Source organism: Faecalibacterium sp. DFI.5.82 (assembly GCF_029076575.1).
In the GTDB taxonomy this organism is placed as follows: domain Bacteria; phylum Bacillota; class Clostridia; order Oscillospirales; family Ruminococcaceae; genus Faecalibacterium; species Faecalibacterium duncaniae.
In genome coordinates this window covers 1-349 of sequence record NZ_JARFIS010000176.1, presented here as the reverse complement: position 1 = coordinate 349, position 349 = coordinate 1, and the positions used below count along the sequence as shown (strand labels likewise).

Genomic DNA, 349 nt, shown 5'->3' with positions numbered 1-349 from the left:
CCACCTGCCCCAGCGGTCTGGCCGTGTTCGGCACGCTGGTGCTGGGTGCCCATGCCTACGGTGTGACCGAGCTGGAGGGCGGCGGCCTGGAACACATCGTCAAGCAGCTGGGGTATGGCGACGACCCGCTGAACCAGCGCGCTTCCGTGGGCTGGAAGGGGATGCGCGCCGCCGAGCGTCTGGTGGAGCAGTACATGGTGCGCATTGAGAGCGTATCCAGTTATTCGGAGAATGCGAGTGCCAACTGAACCTCTCAGGCGATTCGTGCCAGCTCCCCTAGTAGGGGAGCCCTTGGCAAACCGGGCAAGCTCTGCTGGATGACGAAACCAGGCGAGGCGTAAAATGCAGT

General features: G+C 63.6%; 1 pseudogene. It reads left to right on the top strand.

The features are described 5' to 3' along the window. A pseudogene (locus P0G09_RS16130) lies at nucleotides 1-248 on the top strand (N4-gp56 family major capsid protein); the annotation flags it as partial. Between the last annotated feature and the right edge of the window lie 101 nt (nucleotides 249-349).